General features: G+C 63.2%; 11 protein-coding genes and 1 pseudogene. 4 read left to right on the top strand and 8 right to left on the bottom strand.

Annotation, left to right across the window (positions count from 1 at the left end; genetic code table 11):
- Window positions 1-25 precede the first annotated feature (25 nt).
- The 8 genes from BT183_RS03340 to BT183_RS03300 all read right to left on the bottom strand — a co-directional run bounded on the left by BT183_RS03340 (window position 26) and on the right by BT183_RS03300 (window position 12,278).
- Entirely contained in the window at window positions 26-910 is an 885-nt protein-coding gene (locus BT183_RS03340; RefSeq protein WP_072339006.1) for a nucleotidyl transferase AbiEii/AbiGii toxin family protein, read from the bottom strand.
- Window positions 903-1,520 (bottom strand): type IV toxin-antitoxin system AbiEi family antitoxin domain-containing protein, encoded by a 618-nt coding sequence (locus tag BT183_RS03335; protein WP_072339004.1) that lies wholly within the window; start codon window positions 1,518-1,520, stop codon window positions 903-905. Before BT183_RS03335 ends, BT183_RS03340 begins: the two co-directional genes overlap by 8 nt.
- 45 nt (window positions 1,521-1,565) lie before the next feature.
- Entirely contained in the window at window positions 1,566-4,658 is a 3,093-nt protein-coding gene (locus BT183_RS03330) for a C-terminal helicase domain-containing protein (protein ID WP_072339001.1), read from the bottom strand.
- Window positions 4,655-6,505: a phospholipase D family protein gene (locus tag BT183_RS03325; protein ID WP_072338999.1), complete on the bottom strand. Its 1,851-nt coding sequence runs from the start codon at window positions 6,503-6,505 to the stop codon at window positions 4,655-4,657. The genes BT183_RS03330 and BT183_RS03325 overlap by 4 nt, the downstream gene beginning before the upstream one ends.
- Window positions 6,502-7,734 (bottom strand): DUF6361 family protein, encoded by a 1,233-nt coding sequence (locus tag BT183_RS03320; RefSeq protein ID WP_072338997.1) that lies wholly within the window; start codon window positions 7,732-7,734, stop codon window positions 6,502-6,504. The genes BT183_RS03325 and BT183_RS03320 overlap by 4 nt, the downstream gene beginning before the upstream one ends.
- Before the next feature lie 92 nt (window positions 7,735-7,826).
- Window positions 7,827-8,420 carry a DUF6088 family protein gene (locus BT183_RS03315; protein ID WP_072341458.1) on the bottom strand — a complete coding sequence of 198 codons (594 nt, stop codon included), beginning with the start codon at window positions 8,418-8,420 and terminating at the stop codon, window positions 7,827-7,829.
- A 304-nt stretch (window positions 8,421-8,724) separates the two neighbouring features.
- Entirely contained in the window at window positions 8,725-10,428 is a 1,704-nt protein-coding gene (locus BT183_RS03305) for a UvrD-helicase domain-containing protein (protein ID WP_072338993.1), read from the bottom strand.
- Entirely contained in the window at window positions 10,425-12,278 is a 1,854-nt protein-coding gene (locus BT183_RS03300) for an AAA family ATPase (protein ID WP_072338991.1), read from the bottom strand. Before BT183_RS03300 ends, BT183_RS03305 begins: the two co-directional genes overlap by 4 nt.
- A 423-nt stretch (window positions 12,279-12,701) precedes the next feature.
- Between BT183_RS03300 and BT183_RS03295 the strand changes: the two genes are divergently transcribed.
- The 4 genes and pseudogenes from BT183_RS03295 (at window position 12,702) to trbJ (ending at window position 17,808) form a co-directional block, all read left to right on the top strand.
- Window positions 12,702-14,627 (top strand): ParB/RepB/Spo0J family partition protein, encoded by a 1,926-nt coding sequence (locus BT183_RS03295; RefSeq protein WP_084603380.1) that lies wholly within the window; start codon window positions 12,702-12,704, stop codon window positions 14,625-14,627.
- Between the two features lie 85 nt (window positions 14,628-14,712).
- The gene (istA, locus tag BT183_RS03290) at window positions 14,713-16,212 is read left to right on the top strand and encodes an IS21 family transposase (RefSeq protein WP_072338990.1); all 1,500 of its coding nucleotides are present in this window, start codon (window positions 14,713-14,715) and stop codon (window positions 16,210-16,212) included.
- Window positions 16,212-16,940, top strand: coding sequence for an IS21-like element helper ATPase IstB (gene istB / locus BT183_RS03285; protein ID WP_072338988.1), 729 nt, complete (start codon window positions 16,212-16,214; stop codon window positions 16,938-16,940). Before istA ends, istB begins: the two co-directional genes overlap by 1 nt.
- 123 nt (window positions 16,941-17,063) lie before the next feature.
- Window positions 17,064-17,808 (top strand): annotated as a pseudogene (trbJ, locus tag BT183_RS03280) (P-type conjugative transfer protein TrbJ).
- Window positions 17,809-17,826: the final 18 nt, after the last annotated feature.

The following is a 17,826-nucleotide window of genomic DNA, read 5'->3' as shown; positions in this document are numbered from 1 at the left end:
GTCATCTCGAAAAGAGATATCTGAATTACAACTTTGAACCATTATTATTTGAAGCGCGCGCTTGTATAGCGCGCGGCATTAGAAACTCGGCCAGGCTGGTCACGACATCTTCCAAGCTTCCCGGATTGGCGGAAACGTCTCTGACAAAGGCGTTCCACTGTCGCTGTTTTTGTTCATCGTTGGCGAAAGCCGACGTTAGTGCATCGGGCAAATCGACAGGAACCGCTGTCTCGCGCCGGGCAAACGTCGCAGCGATCGCGCGCGCGAGCCTGTCGCCGGCGAAATCGAATGACTTGCTGAGGATCCAGATGTCGTAGAAATCCTTCATGCGACTGTTCGCGCGTCCGAGCGCGACCATCGCCTGAAACTTCTCAGCAATAACAGTTTCGCGCGCGTACGCACGCAGACGCGGTGCGGCAAAAGCTAACATGGTGGGATAGTCGAGCATCTCCGCGCCGGGTTCCACCGCATCACCGAAGCCGATGTCGATCGTCAGATTGATCCTGGCGCCGCTGATCGAGGCGGTTGTCCGCAGCCTCAGCCCGCCATATTCGAGCTCTTCGCGAATGCGATCGACGCGAAGGGCGTCGACGTCAAATTCCACACCATCATCATCGTTGAGCGCCAGGATGTCCCGAAATGTCCCGAGCATCGCCTCAGGTTCAGGGTCACCAAACCCCAACAGATCGAGGTCACGCGTGCCGCGATGTGGATCCTCGAACCAACTCATCATCAGCATCGCGCCTTTCAGAACGAAGCGGTCCGCATGCGGTGATTGGCTGAGCCGGAAGAGGAGCCGTTCGAGCGCAAAGCGCGTTAAGACAAGATCAAAGCTCTGGCCACTTGCCTTGGCGACCTGCAGGAGGCGGGCGCGCACCGAAGCGCCGATATTTTTGAGCTCCTTAGCCATTGGCGGTCAGCGCCTCGAGATAAGGTCGAATGACCGTCGCGATCGCTCCTCGCTCCGCTTGCCTGACGATTTCGCCAGGCGTTGTCTTGCGTTGACGCAGCGCCTCCTGGAGACCTTCAATCGCCACCGACAGGCCGATCTTGTTGCGATACCGGAAGCAGTCGGCGATTGTCTTCGCGACCTCAAAGACCTTTACGGGCACCCCTTCGACGGTGTGGGATTCGACGCCTTCCGTAAGGAGGCGATCCGTGAAGCGCACGAGCCGAACTGGCGTGCCATCTGCTTTTGGGGCCCAATCTTTTTGGCCAATGGCGATCCACACCTGCCTTGGGAGCTGATCGGTAAGTTGATGGAACGCGAGGGCTGAGACGAGGCAGACCACACCCTTAGGCACCCGTTTCGCTGCCTCGGCCAGACTGTGATGCGCGTCGAGCGGCGCATCAGGGAGTTGATAAAGCCCTCGCGCAAGTCGGAGCACCTCGCCATCCCGCTCCATGCGGCTCATAGTTGCCGCGGTCACTCCAGCCGCCCGCAGCTCGGCGAGACGCGCAATACCGCGCGCTGTGAGCACGGAGTGGGCAATGCGGCGCTGGGACGCGGTTTCGGGCACGATACGTAGGCTCGGAGTGTGGCATCTATTATCCGAGGATTTGTATCACCCCATTTGGTCCAGGGGAAGGGGGAACCGTGTGGCACTGCGACAATCCGGGGCGGCTGGTTCGGGTGCCTGACGTAGCCCCATAGCGGAGAGATCCAGCACAAGCGGGCTCAGCAATACGCGGGTCGCCTCGCCGCCGCGCGCAAGAATCTCGATGAAGTCCTCCTGGTTGGGCTGGCCCAACGCCAGTCGGTAGATCATGCGCTGCTCGCGAAGCTGGGCGAAGCGGCTCATGTCCCGGCCAAATGGACGTTCGAAGACGTGGCGGCTGATCTCAGCATTCTCAAGCACCCACCAAGGTCGAAGGCCGCTCACATCAACCAGCTTCTCCGCCTGCCGCTGCAGGTGATGCCAAGCAGAGCCGCCCGACACAACCACGCGTCCAAGAGCTTCTTCGCGCAACATGTTCGAAAGTCGCCGCCTCACCGCCAGCCCGGCGTAGCGCTGAACGCGACCTTCGCGCTGCTCAAGGTCGAGCGGGTTGGAGGACAAATCCCAATGCACGACATGCGAACACCAGGGATGGAAATCCAGACCTTCCTGTCCGACCGACGTCGTTGCCAGCACATGCGGCCAGAACGGCGTGTTGAAGCTCCGACGGACTTCGTCCGGCCGCGCTGGCGCGGATGGCGCGAGCGCTCCATTCACCTTGCCGGCCGGTTCCGTCTCGGCGTCGCCGAACGGAACAGCGACATGGGACCGTACCGGTATCTTGTGCGCTGGCCCGCCAATACTGTGAAAGCTGAAACTACCCGCCCGCAGGCCGAGCGAAGAGTGCAAATCCTTGGCAAGGCCCGCCGCACCCTCTGGAAGATTCTGCGCGCGAAGCCAGAAATGCTCGTCGAGGACACTTTCGAAACCGCCATCGACGACGGCGCCCATCACCTGATCGACCGCGTTCTTGCCCGGCAGGGACGACAGGATCACCGGATTGTCGAGATACGCGCGCAAGCCCTGCCAGCTCAATTGAACGAGTTCACTATAGCGCGCCGGATCAAGGATTGTCGGGTCATGCCGCAATAGCGCTCGGCCGAGCACCACGCCCGGCGCGCCGATGGCATAGTCGACGAGATCATTGAGTTCGGCCGGCGAGAGGCGCTCGATCGTTGGCGTCTGTCGCCATTTAAGGACGGCGGACCGGGCGGCGCGATCCTCCCCGACGGCGCTGCTCCAAGCAGCAGCAGACTGTTCTGACAGCCCGGCCGCCCGTTCTATCGCGGCCAAGGTCCGGCCGATGGATCGGTGCCGTCGACGGGCCTTCACCGTGTCCTTCTCGATGATCCCCTTGGGAAGTGCCGCGAGAATCTGCCGCCTCACCTGCTTGCGGATAGCACCGATCGTCTCCCCCGCTTTCGCGAGCGGATCCGTATGCCGGATGAGCCATGGTGACGGATGAAAGGCGGCCATGACCGGTCCGGGAACGGCCGCCAGTTTGAAGCGCCGCCGCCGATAGGCTTTCTCGTAGCCGCCACGCTGTCGGGGAAGGCATGACGCTTCGACCCCGAAACTCAGGAGCGCCGCCACGCTCGGCGGAGTCGCTCGAAACCGGCTGAACATCAGCAGTTTCGGGTCGGCGACTATACCCTTCCAGCCGCCGGCAAGCGGCCACCACGGTAGAGAGGGCGCGACCCACGGCAAGGATAGAAGTTTCGCCGGCGCTGCGGCGCTGAGCGCCCTGAGTTTCGCGTCAGGCCAACTCGCTGGCGCATCCAGCTTGTTGCGGCGCTCCCGTGTCATCTTCGTGAGCTTCGGCGCGGCCTTGATGGTTGCGCGCTTCCAAGCCGCGTACCGAGGCCCGAGGGATTGGGCCGGCAGCGGGACAGACGACCAATAGGGCAGCGCTTCGTAGCGCACGTCTTCAGGAAAGCTGTCTGCTAGATGCCGATAGATTTGGAAGTCTTCAGCTATCGGCTCCGCCGCAAGGAATTGCGTTCCAGCCAACGGATCGCCCGAGGCGACGCTGTCCCGCTCTGTCCTGGACATGACCGGTGTCAGCAGTGCGCGAAGAGCATCTCTGAGTCCGGCAGCCTCGTTGATCTCGATCTCCAGGCGGGGATCGGTCGCCTCCGCATGCACCGCGATGTCCCGCAACTTGTCGCCGAAATCAGAAAACAGAGACTTTGCGCGGTCACGGACATCGGAGCCGGCGAGGAACTCGATCAACTCCAGCAACTCGGCGTGCGCGAGCGCGCCCTGGGCTTCCTCCCATCGCGTGCTGAGCAGCCGGTAGGGTGTTGCGCTGAGGAGCAGGATGGCTGGCCGAGCCACTGACCCGTAGGGCTCCAGCAGGGCCTTGAGGAGCGGGTCGGCGTCCTTTTCGTCCAATAGCTGCCTGTAACGCTGAAACTCATCCAGAATGACCAAATCGGGCGGCTGATGACGTAGGGTCGCCAGCGCCAGGGCCCGACGAAGATGACCGACGAAGGTGGTCGGTTTGAGCGGCTTTATCTTCCGCTCCTCGTCACCATACAGAGCTTGCTCGAGCCTTTCGCGCACGGGCTCTCCAAATTCAGCCGCCAGCGCCTCGCGAAACCGCCGTGTCAGATGCGGTGGCGCCGCGGCGAGCTTCCTCTCGGCATCCTCGACCAGCCAGTCCCAGGAAGCGCCAACGCTCAGGCGCAATACGGCCGGATCGAGATCGCGAGCGAACGCCGGGTAAGCCCGGTCCAGCAGCACCTTGAGAAATGCCCGCTCCTCTTTTCTTCCGCCGGTCAGGCGAGCACGCGCGCCGGGGAAGGACGTCGCCGGCGTCAGCGCATAGATCAGAACCGGCTTGTCGGACCGCTTCGAGACCGCGATCAGGGAAAGGCGATCCGGCGTCGCGACAGCCGCCTTACGTTCCGGCTCGTCGAGGAAGCTGACGACGCGCCCCTTGTTCTGGTGGGAGACCGCATGGCCGTTGGCGATGTAATAGATAACGAGAGGCCGCTCACCGTCTTCCGACATACGGCGCGCGACTTCCTTCGCGACGATAGTCTTTCCCAATCCGACTTCATCGGCCACCAGAAAGCGTCGGCGCCCGCCCTGATTGGCAAAAGCCGAGAGCGCGGCATCGACGGCTGCTGCCTGGAACGGCTTGGGGGCGCTCACCGACGCTTCTCCTTGCGCTCTTCGCCGAGGCCGATCCGCAGCTTGCCCCACAGTTCCTCGAAGCGCCGCAACATCGCAGCGGTTTGCAGGTCTTCCTGGGCCGCCTGCTCCAGAACGGCAGGCAGGTATTCTGAAACGCGGCGTTCGATTTCGCGGAACTTGTTTCGATCGCGCGACCAGGCCGCGAGCATCTCCTCCAGCGTCGGAAGTGCGGGATCGAGCGCTGGATTTACACCGGGGGCTGCACGATCCTGTTGCTTCTCGATCGTCCAGTCATCCTCCCCATCGCGGCCATCATCAGCCAACAGTCCTGCCAGCCAGAGAAGGAAGCCCCTCGCTCCCAGAAATCGCACGAAGGCCGCGCGATCGCGCTCTTCGCCGAAAGGCGGGTCGGCGGGCGCGCGCTGCAGCCAGGAAAGTCCCTTCTCGCTGCGGCTGACACGCAAGCGCACGAACTCGCTTCGTTCGGCAGGAAGCGTGGGCCCAAGCGCCACCGTCGTCTGTCGCCGCGGCCATGCTTTTAGCTCGCCGTGCAAGGCGCCGACTTCGAGCACGATGTCGGCTTCCTCAGGATGCGGTCCATCGGGATAGAGATCGGAACCATGGACAAGATGGACCTCATCCCCGTCGATGCTGAGCGTGCTCGCCCATCGCGCTGCGACCTGCGCCCGAGCTCGCTCGAGCGCTTCTTCTTCCAGCGCCGCCGCGTCCGGCGGATATTCGGTATCCGGCGCCTCGACGATCCGCGCCGAGCCGAGCAAAACCCTCAGACCTTTCTCCAGCGCCTCAGTGATCTGCAACTCAGCGATGACCTCCGCGTTGCGGCCCGTCCACGCCCGCATGGTGGCGTTCGCGCTTCCGAGCCATAGGGTCCGCTTTCGTCCCGCGCGCACGAACAGCAATTTGGCATGGAGGCCTCGGCCGATCTCTGCCTCCTCGTCATCCGCAGTGTCTGCGTCAGATGCCGATCCGGTGTTCGCCTGCTCCGGCTCCGGGTCGCCGATGGGATAATCCGGCGCATCCAGCGCCAACAAATCGTCGAACGAGGAGAGCGACGGGCCAACCCGCTCGATCTCGCGCATGGTCGTTAGCAGCACGCGACGGGCCGGCTTCGGCCCCTTCGACACTTGTCCGGCCAAGAAATTCTTATCGATGAACGGGCTAACGACGACGATTTCATCGGCCCCTGCCGGTGGAACTGGAGCTTGCAGGCCTCCTGTCCCCGTAGACCAGCGAATTCGCTCGACGCGCACGCCGGCGGGCGCTCGCCACGGGATCTTCGTAATCGCAGTCGCGAGGGAAGCAGGCCGGACTCCCTTGAGCTCGGCACGCTCAGCTAACGCGCGTGCCAGATCGCCTGCCCCGGAGATCGGGCCTCCGCCATTCTCCCCTGACACCAGCAGAAGCCCGATGTCGCGGTTGACGCACTCGGTGAGATTTCGGCTTCCGATCCAGAGCCGCCACCCGATCTCGCCGCCTTCGCTCCGTGTCCGTACCAACGCAGCCTTGGGATGCCAGCTATGGGCAGCTTCGTCGAAATCGACTTCCCGCACGAATTGGTCCAGCACCGCCGCGATACGCGGCGTTCGCCGCATCTTCGCAAGCCGACCGCGCTGGATGATGATCCGCACCTTGCCGCGCAGGCGTTCAACGGCATCGGCGAAATCGGAGGGGCTGCCTCGCCCCGCCTCATTGTCCTTGCCGGCGAGGGCTAGCAAGGCCGCGCCGATCGATCCAAGGTCTGCCGAATAAGACGCCAGCAACGCCAATTCGACATTCTCGTCAGGGCCGGGACGCAGGCCTTCCAGAAACGAAAGAGCTGGCCAACTGTCGACCGCGCCGCTCATTCGGGATCCGCCAGATCGTCGAGAAGCGTACTGACCTGCTGCCACCGGTAATGGAGGGGTCCGGCCAAGCCATGTTCATCGCTCGACCACTCGAGTCGGCGCGCCCGCCCATTGGGGGTCGGCGCAAGCCGCGCGCGCGGTCCCTTGCGCGCCTCGGCTGCGGTATAGACGTCGGAAAGCGCGACAGGATTCCCCGATCCCGCAGCGATCCAGTCCCTCGTTGCCGTGACCACAGCAAGCAGTTTCGCCGGCAGAGACCCAATGTCCGCTTCGAGCGCCGCTATATCGAGCCCGGCTGCGATCGGACCCTGCTCCGCGAGGATAACCCCAAGATGCTCGCGGTGACGGGTCGAGATATCCCGCTTGTCATCGATCTCGACGATCCGCTCCAGCAGCGCGTCGTAGATGGCGCGGCCGATGCCCGCGAGACTGGCGGCCTGCTGCGCGCGGACAAGCGGGCCCTGATCGGCGCCGGCGATGGCGTATGTTTCGTTGGCCCACATCTCGGCAGGAGCCGCTGCCTCGGTTCTGACCAGCCTTGCCAGCAGCGACAGTTCACGGCCGCCATTGCCACGTAGCTGCGCCAGCCGCTCACGCAGGAACCCGGCCTCCGCCTTCTTTAGGCGAAGCGTGATGTCTCCACTCTGCCAGTTGCTCGGACGATCGGGAAGCCGCACGAAAGGCGGCTCAAAGCTCAGGAGAGGCTGACCATCATCGTCGATGGGCGAACCGACGGTCTTCAGCAACCCATGCGCCTGCCCACGGGAAATCGTCCGACCGTCCGGTCGCGGGCGCAAAATCGCCCAAGCCGCGAGCGCGTTCCAATAGACGGTGGACGGCGGCTGGCTTGAGGGCTTTGGAAAGACACGGCCGCCGATCACCTGGGCTTCGCCCGCGTCGCTCAGCCGTCCGGCGAGCAATCTCTCGCGCTCACGCAAGGCGCGCTGCGCAGCCGGTCCGACCATGCCCGCGAGATCCTCGAACAGCCAAGGCACGAAAATCGCGTAGCGGGCGCGGGTATGCAGGACCGATGTGCCCGGAAAGAAGCGGTCGGCGTAACGCTGGTGGATCGTCAGGAAACCGATCTCGTCGCGCACGCCCATGGACTCTTCGTCCATCTGCGCCTTCGCGCGGGAGAGCGCCTCGCGAGAGAGATAGGTCCAGCCAAGTGCAGGCTCGATCGGCGGTGCGCGTTTTGTTCGGGTTCGTTTGGCCGCCTGTCGCAACATTTCAGCTCCGACGCCAGGACAGCGGCGCCGCGGTCAACTTGTCGCCGACGGGTATGACGTCCGCGAACTCGATCTCGGCGAGGTGGAATGAATCAGCCATGCGCGACCTTCCCGACGTTGCGCGCCAGCCATGTCGGAAGCTGCGGCGCCGCTGCGGCCAATTCGTTGAAGGCAGCGGGTGCAAGCTTCCCCTTCAAGGTCCGCAGGGCTGTCTCGGCCCTGTCGGGCCCTAACCATGCTAAGGCTCGTATCGCCTCGCCCACGGGCCGGTGAGCCAGCGCGAGTTGCCATCGTGGTGCATGGCGAAGCTCGACGAGCTGGTCGCCAAGTCTCATCTTTCTGGAGCGCCCCGACGTCAGATAGACCGACCGGGCCGGCACCTGTGTGGTAAGCCCAAGACGGTTGGCGGCGGCCGCACCGCTCGAGACGATGACCTCACCGCGCTGGGCGGCGATCGCTTCCACCGCAAGCTCCACTGACGGAGCCCTCACACCGAACCGACTCGTAACGGGCAACAGATACACACCCCGCCCAGCCCGAAGCAGTTGTCCCCGTTCGGCAAGGCGCGACAGAGCCTGATCCACCGCCGCCCGGTTTCCGAGGTGGAGCAAACTTTTGGCCGCGACCGGCCTGCCTTCAGGCAGCCCATCCGCATGTGCAAGAATTTGTTCGGTCAAGCGTTGCATGGCCATCCCCCTGTCAGAAATATGCGTGATTTTCTGACAGCTTGCAACGAGCGGCATTGTGGCCTATCGCGCGGAGACCGCCCCTTTTTGACGAATAGCGTTGGTGCCGATTGGAAGGGGAAAGCCTTCCCCTGCGCCCGAGCCTTGCGTCTCGGCCGACCCCTTCTGCGGGTACCCTCGCACATCTCACAGAGATGCTCCTGTTCCTCTAATTCCTCAATGTCGACACAGCTCCAGCCCTTGTGGGGGACGCCCGCCTGCGTCCATTTTCCGGTGCCGGTCGTCTCCGTCGCCATACAGTCGCCTAATCGACCAGCGGCCGCGCCTTCTGGGGACGGACGATCATGACCAAAGTCCGCGCGCGGGTCAGGGCCACACGCAGCAGCCTGCGGCTCGGCTCGAAGGGAGGCTTCTCACGTTCGTTGAAGAAGCCGGACTTAAAGGCGCCTTCGACAAGAACGACACCATCGAACTCCTTCCCCTTTGACTTGTGCATGTTCATCAGAACACAACCCTGTGGATCGCGCTCCACCGCAATGAGCCGCTCCTGTTCGAGAATGTGCTTCACCAGTTCGCTCACCCCGGCATAGCTGCCTGTAGCTAGCCATCGTTCGCCCAGCCCGGAGGCGAGAGCATCCGTCGCCCGGAACAGCCGGACCAGCCGGACTTCCCGGAACAGTTCAGCCAGCGCCGGAATATCTTGGAGGACGCGACGTGCGACCTTCCAGTCGGCAACGGGATCGCCAGTCAGTTCGATCGTGGTCGCGTGGGCGGCAACTAGCTCCTTCGCTGCATTGATACGCGGTGCGTCGCCCTTCTCAACCTTAGCCGCAGCCTCTTCATATTTCCGCGCATGGTCTGCCGCAGTCTTGGTCGGTTCCTCTGCGTTCTTCAGCTTGTAGTAGGCTGAGATCAGTCGCAATGTCCGTACAAGGCTCGCGACAGCCGAAGCCGTCGGCCATTCGAGAATCGACGCAACAACGATGGCGGCGGCGGCCGAAAGCTCAGCGTCCCAAACCACGTCGTGCTCGACGATGGCCAAAGGCTGGTTGTTGTAAGTGTGCGGCTCGGACAGGATCGCTGATAGGTCGGAGATCAGCGCATTGCTGCGCGCGAGAACCGCGACGCTTGGATTTTGAACGCCCTTCTTCCGCAGGGCCGAGAACGTCCATATGACCGCAGCATGGACCGTCGCAGCAAACGCATTTGGCCAATAGCTCGCCTGCTTAACATCCGGTGTCTCGGGCAACGGGCTTTGGTTGCGCAACACAGCATCGGCGAACTTCAGGATGCCGGCGTTCGGGCTGCGGTGGTTCTCACCACCGAGATCGAATTCCGTAACCTTGATGGTCTCGCGTAGAATGTCGAGCCGCCGTGGATCAATGTCATCTCGATAGTCGAAGATGCGTTGCTCAGGATCGGCGAGACAGAAAACATCTGTGACGCCCGACAGCGCCTGTACGATCCGCCACTGATTGTCATCCGTGTCTTGGAACTCATCGACGATAATCATCGGAAAGCGGTCGGCAATCAGTTCGCGCAACGCGGCGCAGCGTTCGAGCAATTCGGCAGTTCCGGAAGCGAAAAGATCGAAACAATAAAGGCCGGACTCAGCCGCCTGCCGTTGGCGCTCCAAGTTCCAATCCCCGTCGAAAGATGACCTCTGAAGCCTCTCATCGCCGGGGTAGAGGAAACGCACGGGTTTGCCGCTCAGCAAGCGACCGTGGGCCTCCAGCAGTTCCATGCAGAAGGCATGATAGGTCTGCACGGTCACCGCGCGTCGTTCCGCCGGCGACAGGATTTCCCTGCAACGCAAGAGAACCTGGCGGATCGCCGCGCGCGAGAAACTCAGGAAAAGGATTTCCTGACCGGGTTTCAACTCGGCGAACCGCTTCTGTGCTTTGAACATGGCGACGGTGGTTTTGCCGGAACCGGGACCGCCTAGCACCAGAAGGTGCCCGTCCTGCGCGATGATCGCTTTACGCTTGTCGCACAGTTCCACCTTCATCCGAGCAGGTCCGCGAAGTCATCTGGCGGCGGTGGCGGTACAGCAATGTCTTCCGGAACCGCGCTCAGCGCCTTGTGGATCGTCTCCAAAATCTCACGGACGGTCGCCGGCAGTTCGTTGGCGTCCTGGCATTGTGCGATCAGCATGGCGGCGTAGCCGTAAGCGTCGCCCTTGCGCGCCTTCAGCACCTTGCTAGCCAGCGTGAGAACATCGGCGTCTCCGGCCGCCGGATCATAGGCGCCGACTGGCGGATAGTCCGAACGGCTCTTTACCTCTTCAAGAAATCGACGGACCACCGCGACGGGCATCTGTTTCAGCAGGACGTTTTCAATGCCCTTCTCCGGCGATTCCCAGAACTGGGTGTAACCCTTCAGTTTCTCCGTGGCGTCCGCAGCCAGCGCGGCATTGGGCTTATCGTAGAATCCGAAAGACAGTTTGCCGAGCGCAGAGAACACAGGTCCATGTCGGGGCACGGCGCCATCGCCGCCCGCATTGAAGATACTGACGCCAGCTAGATCGAAATGCGTGTAGGCGTCCGAGCCGAGGCTTGCTTCCGTAATCGACGATGCAATTGGAAACAGGGATGCCTCGGTCGATCCTTCCACAACCAGTACCGCGCGACTCAAGATCGCTTCGGCGAACTGGCGCCGTTCCGCTCGGAAGGTTTTGGGCTTCACCGCGGCCGCGTCGATTGGTCGCCCATTCAGCGAACCATTTTCATCCCGATTGAGTATGACGATTTGCTCGGGGTCGAACTGCTCGATCACATAGGGCGAGTGCGAAGTGACGATCGACTGCCCCATCTCTGCAAGCACGAACCGAGTCACGCGGCGCTGCGTATGCGGCGGCAGGGCAATTTCCGGCTCCTCCATGGCAAAGATGACAGATTGTTTGTCCTTCAGCTCCGCGATGAAGGTCAGCAGTGCAAAGACAAGCAGGTTTATCGAGCCAGTGCCCAATCGCCCGAATGGCACCAGATGCTGACCTGGCTGAGCGGCAATGAACAGGCGCACCACCTCGCGCAAATGCTCGCGTGTCAGGTCTGACGCGAAGAACCCCGTTGAGTCATCACCTGGTGCCAGGTTGACGAAACGCCCCATCCGCGAACGCACTTCGTCGCGGATATGCTTTAATTGCGCGATTTCGCCGATGGCTGGATCCAGCCCTTGAAGACGCGACAACGTATCCTGCCACATCTCCACCGCGCCTGCTCCTCCGAGCTTGAGGACAGAATCGAGCAACGATCCGCGTTGGAGGCTCAGCGCCCGGGAGCCGGTCCTAAGTGTGCGCAAAAACACGAACCCGCAAAGCCGCTTATGCGCGCGAGTGAATAGAGCACGACCTTGACCCAGTTGGATCTCGGTTTCCTCGTAAAGCGCATCGACTTCCTTGGTAGGGTGATCGAAGAACGTATTGCCGATGAAGTCATCCTCTTCCCGGTCATAGCGCCCGACGAAGAGCAGCGGCAAAGCCCAAATCGCATCAGCACCATCGGCTTGATCCAGCGCATCCGCATCTTCATCCAGAAACACTCCGTCCTTGTCGTTCCAGCGCCGTAGATGACCTCCGAATCGTCGCCTCGCTTCGTCGGAAAGCTCAATCAGAACTGCTTCAATACGGATTTCTATCGGCGCTCCCTTGTCGTCGAGATACTTCCCACAATGGAAGTCATGCTCATCAACGACCGGCCGACGAAATAGTCTTTCTGGTCCGAGCACGAGATCGAGCGCCTCGCATACGGTTGATTTTCCGATGTTGTTGCCGCCGACGAGCAGTGTGTGTCCGACAAAATCAACACTGCCTTGCGAGATGCCACGGAAATTTGTGATATTTAGACGCCTTACCCGCACTTCTCTGCCACCCCCCAGAACGCATTCGCGTTGCTGATAATCATAGTTAAACTGAAGCGGGAATCTACCGGAGACCAAAGGAGCACTGCGATCAAAATCTCAGAGCTTCATGTTTTCCATCGTCTCACGTTCTGATCCGGTCTTCGCCCCCGGCCGCCGCTCCGCTCTGGCCGTGCCGATTGCTTGGGGCTCCGCCCCCTGGCGCGGCGCAAGGGATCGCTGACGCTCGACCGGGACGGTCTCCCCAGCCTTCCGCGCGGATGCGTGTTTCTCACTCTCGCCAAGAGCTCCGATCCGCTTGTGCAGGCCGGGTGATCCCCCTCCGTCCCGGTCGCCCTTGCACCTTGCACCCCCCGGTCTCGGCGACGGCCAGGGTTGCAGCGCAGCGCTGCGCTCCAACCCAAGCCCATGAGGATCAAGACCATGACCAAGAATGCCAATACCGCCGCAACCGCCGAACACGGCACGACCGTTTTCATCCCGCTCAACAAGCTCAAGAAGCATCCGAAGAACGCCCGCAAGACCCCGCACAGCGAGGCGTCCATCGAGGCGAAGGCGGCGAGCATCGCCGCCAAGGGCATCCTGCAAAATCTAGTGGTGGAGCCGGAAACGAACGCCGAGGGCGGGCCGACCGGCTGCTATCTCGTCAGCATCGGTGAAGGCCGCAGGCTGGCGCAGATGCTTCGCGTAAAGCGCAAGCAGATCAAGAAGACCGAGCCGATCCGCTGCGTCATCGACACGGCGAACGATGTGGCGGAGATCAGCCTTGACGAGAACGTGACGCGCGAGGACTTGCACCCCGCCGATCAGTTCGAGCGCTTCCGCGAGCTTGCGGAGGATCGGGGATGGGGCGCGGAGGAAATCGCCGCCCGGTTCGGCGTGACCGCCCATGTCGTCAAGCAGCGGATGCGTCTCGGCGCTGTCAGCCCGAAGCTGTTGCAGATCTATCGCGACGGCGACCTGACCTTGGATCAGTTGATGGCCTTCGCCATCACCGACGATCACGCGCGTCAGGAACACGTCTATGAGAACCTGTCCTATAACCGCGACCCGTCGATCATCCGGCGCGACCTGACCAAGATGAACGTGCCCGCGACGGATCGCTGCGCGGTCTTCGTCGGCGCGCAAGCCTATACCGAGGCAGGCGGCACCATCATCCGCGACCTGTTTACCGAGGATCGCGGCGGCTTCTTTGAAGACCCGGCCTTGCTGGACCGGCTTGCCGTCGAGAAGCTGGAAGGGATCGCCGCCGAGGTGCAGCAGGCCGAGGGCTGGAAGTGGAGCGCCGCCTATCTCGACTTCCCCCACGCCCACGGGCTGCGTCGTGTCTATCCGCATCCGGTGCAGCTCTCCGAGGCCGACGCGGTTGCCTACGACGCGGCGCAGGACGAGCTTGAGCATCTGAACGCAGAATGGGAGGACGCCGATGTCGACCTCCCGGCCGAGGTGGATACGCGCCTTGCCGAGCTTGAAGCCGAGATCGAGCGGATCGACGCCAAGCGCCGCGCCTACGATCCCGACGATATCGCGCGCGCCGGCGTGTTCGTCGTCGTCGCCCATGACGGCGACGTGCGGATCGAGCGCGGCTTCATCCGCGCCGAGGACGAGGCAACGGAGCCGGAAGCGGAAACCGCAGAAAATGGGGAAACCGTCCTCGACGGGGTGCGCGTCAACGCCAACGGTGAAATCCTCCACAACGACGGCGAGGACGGCGAAGGCGACGACCTTCCCGAAGCCGAGCCGGAAGAAGACGCCGGGGATGCGGGCAAGCCGCTGTCGGACGCGCTCATTCGCGACCTGACCGCGCATCGCACCCTTGGCCTGCGCCTCGCCCTTGGCGAGCAGCCGGACATGGCGTTGATCGCCGTGGTTCATACGCTCGCCGTGCAGACCTACTACCGGGGCGGCAGCACGGCCCATTGCCTCGAAATCAGCCCGACGAGCAATTACCTCGCCGCCCACGCGGACGGCATCGAGGACACGGCGACGACGAAGATGCTCGTGGATCGCCATGGTGGATGGGCGGCAGACATGCCGCGCGACGTGGCGGACCTCTGGGAGTTCGTCGCCGGTCTGGACCATGCGAGCCTGATGGCCCTGCTGGCGCATTGCGCCTCGCTGACCGTCAATGCGGTGAAACTGGCGTGGGAAACCACCAAGCGCTGCGCCCATGAAACGGCGAACAAGCTGGCGACGGCGGTGACGCTCGACATGACGGCGCACTGGACGCCGACCGTGCGGAGCTATTTCGGGCGCATCACCAAGGCTCACATCCTTGCCGCCGTGCGCGAGGCCCTTGGCGATGAGGCAGCGGAGCGTGTGTTTCGGCGTGCAAGTTTGACCCCGTAAGGCGGGAGATCGGCGTCCAACTTTGACCCCCTTGAGCCGGTTTCGGTGAGATTGCCCGTTTTGGTTTCAGACGGGCGGGCGGGGGATGAAGGGCGTGGATACGACTGCGCGGATCCGGCGCGAGTTTTCGGTCCGGGGCAAGACGATCAAGGAGATTGTCCGCGAGCTTCATGTCTCACGGAACACGGTGCGCAAGGTGCTGCGCTCGGGCGCAACGTCGTTCGAGTACGAGCGGACGGTTCAGCCGCAGCCGAAGATCGGGCCCTGGCGTCCGGATCTGGACCGGCTGCTGATGATCAACGAAGGCAAGCCGGCGCGTGAGCGGCTGACGCTGATCCGGATCTTCGAGGAGCTGCGTGGCCGCGGTTACGAGGGCAGCTATGATGCCGTTCGCCGCTACGCGCGGGGTTGGCGCCGCGAGCAGTCGGCGGTCACCGCCGATGCCTATGTCCCGCTGAGCTTCGCGCCCGGTGAAGCCTACCAGTTCGACTGGAGCCACGAGATCGTCGTCATCAACGGCGCGACGACCAAGGTGAAGGTCGCCCATCTGCGGCTCTGTCATTCGCGCATGCTGTTCGTACGGGCCTACCCCCGCGAGAGCCAGGAGATGGTCTTCGATGCCCACGACCGGGGCTTCGCCTTCTTCAAGGGCGCCTGCACGCGCGGCATCTACGACAACATGAAGACGGCGGTGGAGACCATCTTCGTCGGCAAGGAGCGGGCCTATAACCGGCGCTTCCTGCAGATGTGCAGCCATTACCTGGTCGACCCCGTCGCCTGCACGCCGGCCTCTGGCTGGGAGAAGGGTCAGGTCGAGAACCAGGTCGGCCTCGTGCGCGAGCGCTTCTTCGCGCCCAGGCTCAGGGTCAAGAACTATGACGAGCTGAACGCCTGGCGGATGGATCAGGCGATCAGCTATGCCAAGGCGCATCGCCATCCCGAGCGACGCGACGTGACGATCTGGGAGGCCTTCGAAGCCGAGCGGCCGAGTCTCGTTCCCTATGTCGGGCGCTTCGACGGCTTCCATGCGTTGCCGGCAGCTGTGTCGAAGACCTGCCTGGTCCGCTTCGACAACAACAAGTACTCGGTCGCAGCCAGCGCGATCGGCCGGCCCGTCGAGATCCGCGCCTATGCCGATCGGATCGAGCTGCGTCAGGACGGTCGCATCGTCGGGGAGCACGCCCGGTCCTACGGCCGCGATCAGACGACCTTCGATCCCTGGCACTATGTTCCGGTGCTGGCCCGCAAGCCGGGCGCCCTGCGCAATGGCGCGCCCTTCAAGGACTGGATCCTTCCAGCTGCACTCGACCGGGTGCGTCGGAAGTTGGCGGCGGCGCAGGATGGTGACCGGCAGATGGTCGATATCCTGACCGCGGTGCTGAGCGACGGCTTGCCGGCGGTCGAAGCCGCCTGCGCCGAGGCATTGAAGCAGGGCGTGCATTCCGCCGACGTCATTCTCAACATCCTGGCCCGGCGCCGGGAGCCGGCAGCCGCGATCACCATCATGACGCCCGATGCGCTGCGCCTGCGCCATGAGCCCGCCGCCGATTGTGCCCGATACGACAGCCTCAGGAGAGCCGTGTGATGGAACGCTCGGAGATTCTCGCCACAATGGGCGAGCTCAAGCTCTATGGCATGAAGACCGCCTTCGACGAGATCATCACCACGGCGGTGAAGCGCCAGCACGAACCCCAGCGCATCGTCGGCGATCTGCTCTCAGCCGAGATCGCCGAGAAGCAGGCGCGATCGATCAAGTACCAGATCACCATCGCCAAGCTGCCGCTCGCCAAGGACGTCGGCGACTTCGTCTTCGACGGCACGCCGCTCAACGAGACGCTCGTCCGCGACCTGTCCGGCGGCAACTTCATCGCCCATCAGCGCAATGTCGTCCTCGTCGGCGGCACGGGGACCGGCAAGACCCATCTCGCCATCGCGATCGCCCGCGCCTGCATCCGTGCCGGCGCGCGGGGGCGCTTCTTCAACGTCGTCGATCTCGTCAACAAGCTCGAGGCCGAGGCACGCGCCGGCAGGCAGGGTCGCATGGCCGACTATCTCTCGCGGATGGACTTCATCGTCCTCGACGAACTCGGCTATCTGCCCTTCGCCCAGTCCGGCGGCCAGTTGCTGTTCCACCTGATCAGCAGGCTCTACGAACAGAGCTCCGTCATCGTCACTACGAACCTCGCCTTCGGCGAATGGCCCTCCGTCTTCGGCGACGCCAAGATGACCACCGCGCTCCTCGACCGGCTGACCCACCACTGCGACATCGTCGAGACCGGCAACGAGAGCTGGCGCTTCAAGAACAGGCTCTGAGCCACGCGCCGCCAGCGACCCGGAGCCGGCGCGGCTGCGCAAACCCGACCAGCTTCGCCGCGCCGCCTCCTCACCGTATCAGCTCATCAAGGGGTCAAGATTGGACGCCGATCGGGGGGCAATATTGCGCGCCGTTTGACAACCGTGCTCGCCGCGGCACCGGTGACCTTCTCGCCGATGATGGCGACGCCGGCCAATGCTTGGCGCATCGTCTATGACCCGACGAACTATGCACAGAACGTCCTGACGGCAGCGCGCACGCTGGAGCAGATCACCCATCAGATCACCTCGCTTCAGAATGAAGCGCAGATGCTTATCAATCAGGCCAAGAACCTCGCCAGCCTGCCGTTCTCTGCCCTCCAGACCTTGCAGCAGAACGTCCAGAAGACCCAGCAGCTTCTCGGCCAAGCGCAGAACATCGCCTTCGACGTCCAGAAGATCGACCAGGCGTTCCAGAGCCAGTACGGCAACGTCTCGATGTCGGCCACCGACCAGCAGCTCGTCGTCAATGCGCGCTCGCGCTGGCAAAACACCGTCGGCGGCCTACAGGATGCCATGCGCGTGCAGGCCGGTGCTGTCGGCAACATCGACAGCAACCGCGCGCAGATGTCGGCGCTGATCGACCAGAGCCAGGACGCGACCGGCGCTTTGCAAGCGGCGCAGGCGGGCAACCAGCTTCTCGCGCTCCAGTCGCAGCAGCTTTCGGATCTCGTGGCGCTGCTCGCCTCGAATGGCCGTGCCAGCGCACTCACGGAGGCCGAACGGGCCGCCGCCGCCGAACAGGGCCGGCGAACAGCGCCGCCGCTTTCTGACGCCAGGCGCGGGCTACCAGCCGGGCAACGCGCAGATGTTCAACACAGGCAAGTAACCGCCAGAAGGAGCATTC

It is taken from the genome of Devosia enhydra (assembly GCF_900119845.1).
Lineage (GTDB): Bacteria > Pseudomonadota > Alphaproteobacteria > Rhizobiales > Devosiaceae > FPKU01.
Note: the sequence above shows the minus strand (reverse complement) of the source record. Positions and strands in the feature narration are given on the sequence as shown.

Coding starts and splice junctions, on each gene's coding strand:
- BT183_RS03340 (WP_072339006.1), bottom strand. CDS start 910: ATGGCTAAGGAGCTCAAAAATATCGGCGCTTCGGTGCGCGCCCGCCTC.
- BT183_RS03325 (WP_072338999.1), bottom strand. CDS start 6,505: ATGAGCGGCGCGGTCGACAGTTGGCCAGCTCTTTCGTTTCTGGAAGGC.
- BT183_RS03320 (WP_072338997.1), bottom strand. CDS start 7,734: ATGTTGCGACAGGCGGCCAAACGAACCCGAACAAAACGCGCACCGCCG.
- BT183_RS03315 (WP_072341458.1), bottom strand. CDS start 8,420: ATGCAACGCTTGACCGAACAAATTCTTGCACATGCGGATGGGCTGCCT.
- BT183_RS03305 (WP_072338993.1), bottom strand. CDS start 10,428: ATGAAGGTGGAACTGTGCGACAAGCGTAAAGCGATCATCGCGCAGGAC.
- BT183_RS03295 (WP_084603380.1), top strand. CDS start 12,702: ATGACCAAGAATGCCAATACCGCCGCAACCGCCGAACACGGCACGACC.
- istA (WP_072338990.1), top strand. CDS start 14,713: ATGAAGGGCGTGGATACGACTGCGCGGATCCGGCGCGAGTTTTCGGTC.
- istB (WP_072338988.1), top strand. CDS start 16,212: ATGGAACGCTCGGAGATTCTCGCCACAATGGGCGAGCTCAAGCTCTAT.